This is a genomic window from Flavobacterium plurextorum (assembly GCF_002217395.1).
Taxonomy (GTDB): domain Bacteria; phylum Bacteroidota; class Bacteroidia; order Flavobacteriales; family Flavobacteriaceae; genus Flavobacterium; species Flavobacterium plurextorum.
This window is the reverse complement of sequence record NZ_MUHD01000023.1, coordinates 1-7,117: the sequence shown is the minus strand read 5'-3', so window position 1 is coordinate 7,117 and position 7,117 is coordinate 1. Positions and strand designations below refer to the sequence as shown.

The following is a 7,117-nucleotide window of genomic DNA, read 5'->3' as shown; positions in this document are numbered from 1 at the left end:
TTCTAACACATAGCTATGTGTATTTATGCAAGTAAAACACCTTTCAGTAGTAACAAAATTTATGTTTCTATGTGTTAAAAAAAAATATTCCAAACGAAAAAACTTCTAGTCAATCTCCTTTTCGTTGTCTTTTATAAAAGTGTCAATATTCATTAAATACAGATCAATAACAATACGTTGAGGTTTTGTTTTTAGTTTAATTTTTCCTTCTATTTTATTGTTTTTTATAGAGAAAGGATAACGAAACAATTTTCCGGTTTCATCATAAATTCCAATGTCAATTGCAGTATCATTCGCAATTAGTTTTCGTTCTCCAGTTGCATTTTCTTTATATTTTTCAGAAACAGCCTTAAAAGAAACTTCATAAAAACCATTCTTTTTAATACTGGTGACAGATTCTATTTTGGATGAATACGTAATAATCTGCTTAAACATTTCATCTAATTTATAATGAAGTTTTTTATCTGTTACGGCATAAATCTCTTTTAATAAATCCTCAGAATCAGGAAATGGATTTGGATATTTATAATGATTCAGAAAATTTTTCAAAGCCAGATTTACTTTTTCTTTACCAATTAACATTCGGAGTTGATGCATCACCAGCATACCTTTATCATAAGGCAAATGCGGGGTTTCATAATTTGTTTTATACAAAGGTGTTTCAGGATCATAACTTCGGCTGCTTAAATACAAATCGAGATGAATTTTTAAGGTTCCAAGTGTTTTTTCCAAACCATGTTCTTTTTCATAAAGCATAAGCTCGGTATATTGCGCCAAAGTTTCGGTCAAAATCCAGCTTCCTTCTTTTTGTTCTGGACTTATCTGCGCATTTCCCCACCATTCATGCGACAATTCATGAGCCGTTAATTGATTAATGATATCTTCTTTATCCTTGTTGTTGAGGTTGCTGTAAAACCCAAAATTCTCTTTCATAAAAACAGTTGACGGATAGGAAGTTGCAGCAAATCCGTCGGCGAAAGCTGAAACTTCGGCATAACGAATCGCTTTATACGGATATTTGCCAAAATTGTTTTGACAATAATCTAAAGTGTTTTTTACATCCTGAACTAATTTTTTGATATTTCTTGAATGTCTTTTATCGTAATAAACTTCAATAGAAATACCTTTATAATTCGTTTTTTGAATTTTATATTCAGCAGAAGAAAAAGCAAATCGAAATGGAATTTTGCCATTCGATTTATAATGAAAATAATTGCGGTTGTCTTTTTTCCATTTTCCAATTAAATCTCCAACACCAATCGCCGTTTGATTTTTAGAAGTAGAAACCACAGCATCATAATCAACGAAACCATATTTAATTTCAGATTTGTCTTCTAGTTTTTTAAGTGGTGACTGCGGTTTTAAATGCCTTTTTGCCCGTTCTTTTTTACTGCTTATTTCATTCGATTCCTGATAACCAAAAAGCGGAAAGTAACGACTCATTCGCATAAACGAACCATTTTCGATTATAGAGTTAAAAGCCGTATGTCCTTTAAATGGAGACCAAGAAGATTCAAAGGAAAAATTCATTTTCATTTTCTGCTGTGGTTGCAAAGGTTTTTCTAAGCGATACCAATAATGATGAAATGCCGAAACATCGTCTAGATTTTTAGAATTCGGAATTTCAACAGAAGTTAGTTTTGAGTTTCGATCTATATATAGGAGTAAACTATCAATTGGTTTTTCAGAATTATTAATCAACTCATAAGTGCCTTTTACCTCATAACGATTTTCTTCAGGAAATAAATCGACATTACTTTTTACAGAAACAATAGTTGGCTGAGCCAGATTATTATATTTTTTAAAGTGATTCTCGTATTTTTCGCTCCAGTTATTCTGATCTTTTTGGGTCAAATATGGATATTCAATATTTGTTTTATAAAAAAGATAACTTCCAAAACCAATAAAAAGAGTAATTCCCAATAAGAAAGTTGTTTTTTGAACAGCATTGCAGGAATTTCTTCGAAAGGTTTTTACGATTGAAGCATTTCTCTTCCATAAAATTCCTGTCAAAGTAAGAAGTACTAAAGCCAATCCGAAATTGTACAACATCGAAATGTGAAATGGATAAGTGTATTTTCCGAAACCATTCAAATCAAAATATTCCGATTTAAAAGCATTTCCAAATCGAAGTAAAGGATGGGAGATCCCTAATTGTTCTCCAATTCCGGTACAAAGCAAAATACAGAAAAAAGCAGCCACAGAAAGTCCGATATATTTATTCTTAATGAAAGTCTGAATCGCAATTACCAAAATGGAGATTAAAAGCAGCGGAAACCCGAGATAATAAAACAAAGAAAGATAAAGACCAATTTCGATTGGAGCATTGGCATTCACAATCTGAAAACCGCATCCAATCAAAATACTAATACTGATAATGATTAACGGAATTATAAAAAGCGCGCTCAATTTTGCCAATAAAACTACAAATTGAGAATATGGCGCAGTATTTTCCAGCATTTCGAATCTTGAATTTTCGCTTCGGTTTAATAATTCGCTGCTGTAAAAAAGTAGAATTAAAATCAAAATAAATGGCAGGCGATCCATTATGGTAGAAATCATCAAAGCCGTATCTGTAATTTTTTCGGCTAAACGGATTCCGCCATCAATTTCATCCGAAATTTCGATTACCAATAATCCCGAAAATAAAAGAATAATCAATAAAAACGGAATTCCCTTTAGAACTAAAAAAATATCCAATTTAATATTGCTTTTAAAAACGGCATAATTATGTCTGAAAGTTTTGAATTCGATGTTTTTTGGTATTTCCGAAGAAATGATTCTTACTTCTTTTGAAATAATTTTAGACGCTTTTATCTTTTTAGTTTTCGTTTTTCGGAAAGAAAATAATCGATACGAAACAAAAAGTAAAAGCAGGGAAATTGAAATCCACAATAATCGGTTAAATAAAAAGTTGCCAGAAAGCGAAACCAGTTCGGTATTTTTTTCAATCGCAGTCCAATATCTTGTTTGTTCTAGAAATGCAGCCAAACCAAATGGATCTATTTTTGCTGCCAATGACATGGCTTTCGCCGAAGAAGGAGAAGCATTTGCAAATAAAGGCGAATTCGAAAAAATCGAACCTGCTATATATAAGATGTAAATTAATAACCCGCCAACATAAATTAAAAGTTTACTTCGCGTAAGCCAAGCGAGAGCCGTCAATATCGAAAGACATAGGAAAATGTTTGGAATGACGATTACAAAAAACGGCCAGAGGTAATTTATGATTTCAAAAGGACCAATTTCGCTTTTAGAAAGCCAAGACATTTGATGTCCAACGATCATTCCAGTAATAAACATTCCAAAAGAAACTACAGCAATAAGAAACGCAGTAATAAATTTAGGCGCCAAATAATGAAACTTTGAAATAGGCGAGGAGAAAAGGATCGAATCGAATTTTGTTTCATATTCCTTTAAAAAACTCTGCGCAGCTTGAAGTGTAATCGAAAATATCGTCATTAGCGAAATCAGTCCAATCGCATAAGTCAATACATACGGACTATTTTTGTAAGCACCCGAAAACGAGAAATTCGCAAAAGCACTCACAAAAAATCCTAAAACCAAATAAATGATAAATGTGGCATAAAAAGTCCAGCTTCTGGTGTTGTTATGCCATTCAAATTGAATTAATTTTGAAAGCATAACACTAATTTTTAAGTTGATTTTGAGCTAAAACACTAAAATAAACATCGCTTAAATCCGGCGAGATCAATTCGAAACCAGAATCTGGACGTTCATTTGAGAAAACATGAATATTGATTTTGCCTGAATTTAGGTTTGATGAAATGATGTTATAGTTCGATTGATGATCCTTCAATTCTGCTTTTTCAATCGCTTTCATCCAGATTTTATCTTTTATAGAATCGATCGCTTCACTTGGTTTTCCTTCCAAAATCAATTTTCCGTTAGAGATAATTGCCATTTTTGGACATAAATCACGAACGTCTTCCACAATATGAGTCGATAAAACCACAATAATGCTTTCGCCAATTTCGCTCAGCAAATTATTAAATCGGTTTCTTTCTTCAGGATCAAGTCCTGCAGTAGGTTCATCTACAATAATAATCTTCGGATTTCCCAACAAAGCTTGAGTAATCCCAAAGCGCTGACGCATTCCGCCAGAAAAAGAATGAACCGCTTTATCTTTATGCTGTAGTAAATTCGTCTGCTGCAATAAATACAAAATTTGATCGTGTCGTTCTTTTTTATTAACGATTCCTTTTAAAACTGCCAAATGATCGAGCAGGCGATAAGCAGAAATTTTAGGATAAACACCAAATTCCTGTGGCAGATAACCCAGATTTTGTCTGATGAACATTGGATTTTCTAGAATATTAATTCCGTTAAATTCAATAATTCCCGAAGTTGGTTCTTGCAAAGCAGCAATAGTTCGCATTAAAGTCGATTTTCCGGCGCCGTTTGGACCTAATAAACCAAACATTCCGTTTGTAATTTCAAGCGATAATTGGTCAATCGCTTTTGTGCCGTTCTCATACGTTTTGCTGAGATTTTTGATTGATAAACTGTTCATTTTTTGATTGATTTTGATGATTGAATTAAGCTATGATTTGAAAAAATTAGGCAATAGAATACCTTTCGGCTTCAAAAGCCGATTTGTTAGGAGTAAGAAATAAGATTTAAAAAAAAGCTATTCAGCCACGTATTCTAAAATATCACCAGGCTGACAATCTAGTATTTTACAAATAGCTTCGAGAGTGTCAAATCGAATTCCTTTTGCTTTTCCAGTTTTTAGAATCGATAAATTGGCAGGTGTAATATCTAGTTTTTCTGCCAACTCTTTACTCTGCATCTTGCGTTTGGCAAGCATTACATCAACATTTACAATTATTGGCATAGTTATATAAATAAGTCTTGTTCGTTCTGAAGGTTTAAACCTTGTTTAAAAATGGCTGCTAAAAAGTAAGCGAAAACACCAAGCATTCCGTGTAATAGAATAAAAAGTGAAACTTCGTTATCCAGCGGAACAAAAAAGAAAGCCACAAATATTACAATACTCGGAATTAATAAGTTTGATAAATAGAAACGCCTTAAATGAGAAATTCCGTTTTGAGTAAACAGTTTAGGTTGAAAAAATACCTTAAAAACATTACTGCTCAATAAAAAGAAAAGTCCGTACAAACTTAACGGCGCCAAAAAGTCAAACAAGATATACGGCAAGTTGTAATCACCAAGCATTAAAGGATGAGAAGTAAAAGGATAACAAACCTGAAAGTATTTTCCGTTGTCCTTAAAAGTCAAAAATAATCCCGTTACCAAAGTAAAAGCAGAATAGAAAGCTAGAAAGAAATAAACAACAGCCAGAAATCGGGTAAAGTAAAATAATATTTTAGATACAATATGAGTTGTCTTCATATATTGAAAAGTTAAATTGATATTGCAAATGTATAATTAATTATCGTAAAACAATAATTAATTATTAAAAATTACTTGTTTGTGTATTTTAGAGAATATTATAAATCTATTAACATTAGAAAACAAAAGGCATCCGTATAAATGAGTTAATTTTGTAGACTAGCATTTTTTTATATGAAAAACCCAATTTCAGTCTCATTATTAGAGCTCGCTATCATAACTCAAGATAGCAATGCTGCAGAAACATTTCAAAAAACAAAAGACATAGCGCAATTAGCAGACAATTTAGGATATAAACGATTTTGGCTTGCAGAGCATCATAACATGGCACACGTTGCAAGTACTGCGACAGTTGTTTTAATTGGTTATGTTGCAAGTCAGACAAAAAATATCCGAGTAGGTTCTGGCGGTATCATGTTGCCAAACCATTCTCCTTTAGTAGTTGCGGAACAATTTGGAACCTTAGAGACGCTTTATCCAAACCGAATCGATTTAGGTTTAGGAAGAGCGCCGGGAACAGATCAACCAACTGCCGAAGCAATCAGAAAAGACTTTTTTGAACAAGCACAGCGTTTTCCACAAAACGTAAGCAAACTTCAAGAATATTTTTCGAGTGAAAATGCAACAGGAAAAGTTCGTGCGTTTCCAGCTGAAGGTTTAAAAGTTCCAATTTGGATTTTAGGTTCAAGTATGGATAGTGCGGCTTTAGCAGCGGCTTATGGATTGCCTTATGCTTTTGCTGGACACTTTGCGCCTAAACTGATGATTCAGGCTTTTGAATTCTATCGCGAAAATTTCCAAGCTTCAGAATATTTAGACAAACCAAAAACAATGGCTTGTGTTAATATCATTGCTGCAGACACAAACGAAGAAGCAGAATTGTTGTCTACAAGTTTGTATCAAATGTTTCTCAACTTAATTCGAAACGATCGCAAAGGTCTACAACCGCCAGTTCCTTCATTAGATGACATAATGAACGAACAAGAACGTTTTCATGTCAATCAGATGACAGCTGGAACCTTCACAGGAAACAAAGAGGAATTAAAAACCGATTTGAAAAAATTTATTGACTATACTAGAATTGATGAGCTGATGGTAACAAGTCCAATCTTCGATCATCAGGCAAAACTAAAAAGTATTCAAATCACCAAAGAAGCAATCGATAGTCTTAACGAAAGTATACATATATAAGTATACTATAATATATAGTGATAATAACCGGACAAATTTTTTGAATCTGTCCGGTTTGTTTTTTATACATACCTATATAGGTATAGAATTATAGTTAAGCCCTAATTTTCTGTAGAGGCACACGGTAGTGCGTCTAAGTTGTGAGTAAGACGTGTTGTGTGTCTTCTTTGGAAAATAATCAACACTTTAATATGTACTAATGTCTAGCGGAGCAAAGTCAAAAGATATTTAGGTTTTGTATTTTTTGGCAGCTTTTTCCCGCTATTCGTTTCAATCTTTTATTTTGAACCTCAAAATAAAAGGATTTCCACTTCTATCGGGGCTGGAGAATGAGGTATTAAAGGAGGAAAAGAAGAATTAAGTTCTTTTAAAGATCAAATAAGCTTTAAAAAGAGATTGAAAATCTTAGATTCTTCACTACAGAATAAGAAAAACGCTGAAAACTTTGCAAAAGCAGGGGGCTTAAAAGTGTAAAAAATAAAGAAACGATACTGTAATGGAGAAAACCCTTACAATAGATTGAGGAAAGTTGTTTTGTAAAGAATCCGTT

The 7,117-nt window shown here is 32.8% G+C and carries 5 protein-coding genes; 1 reads left to right on the top strand and 4 read right to left on the bottom strand.

Annotated elements, in window-relative coordinates:
* Positions 1-105: 105 nt before the first annotated feature.
* The 4 genes from B0A81_RS12825 to B0A81_RS12810 all read right to left on the bottom strand — a co-directional run bounded on the left by B0A81_RS12825 (position 106) and on the right by B0A81_RS12810 (position 5,376).
* Positions 106-3,645 carry an ABC transporter permease/M1 family aminopeptidase gene (locus B0A81_RS12825; RefSeq protein WP_089058410.1) on the bottom strand — a complete coding sequence of 1,180 codons (3,540 nt, stop codon included), beginning with the start codon at positions 3,643-3,645 and terminating at the stop codon, positions 106-108.
* A 4-nt stretch (positions 3,646-3,649) separates the two neighbouring features.
* The gene (locus tag B0A81_RS12820) at positions 3,650-4,534 is read right to left on the bottom strand and encodes an ABC transporter ATP-binding protein (protein WP_089058409.1); all 885 of its coding nucleotides are present in this window, start codon (positions 4,532-4,534) and stop codon (positions 3,650-3,652) included.
* Between the two features lie 117 nt (positions 4,535-4,651).
* Positions 4,652-4,858: a helix-turn-helix domain-containing protein gene (locus tag B0A81_RS12815; RefSeq protein WP_012024053.1), complete on the bottom strand. Its 207-nt coding sequence runs from the start codon at positions 4,856-4,858 to the stop codon at positions 4,652-4,654.
* Between the two features lie 2 nt (positions 4,859-4,860).
* Positions 4,861-5,376, bottom strand: a complete 516-nt coding sequence (locus tag B0A81_RS12810) for a DUF2975 domain-containing protein (protein ID WP_089058408.1) — start codon at positions 5,374-5,376, stop codon at positions 4,861-4,863.
* A gap of 174 nt (positions 5,377-5,550) precedes the next feature.
* Here B0A81_RS12810 and B0A81_RS12805 point away from each other — a divergent pair, with 174 nt between their 5' ends.
* Positions 5,551-6,567, top strand: coding sequence for an LLM class flavin-dependent oxidoreductase (locus tag B0A81_RS12805; protein ID WP_089058407.1), 1,017 nt, complete (start codon positions 5,551-5,553; stop codon positions 6,565-6,567).
* Positions 6,568-7,117: the final 550 nt, after the last annotated feature.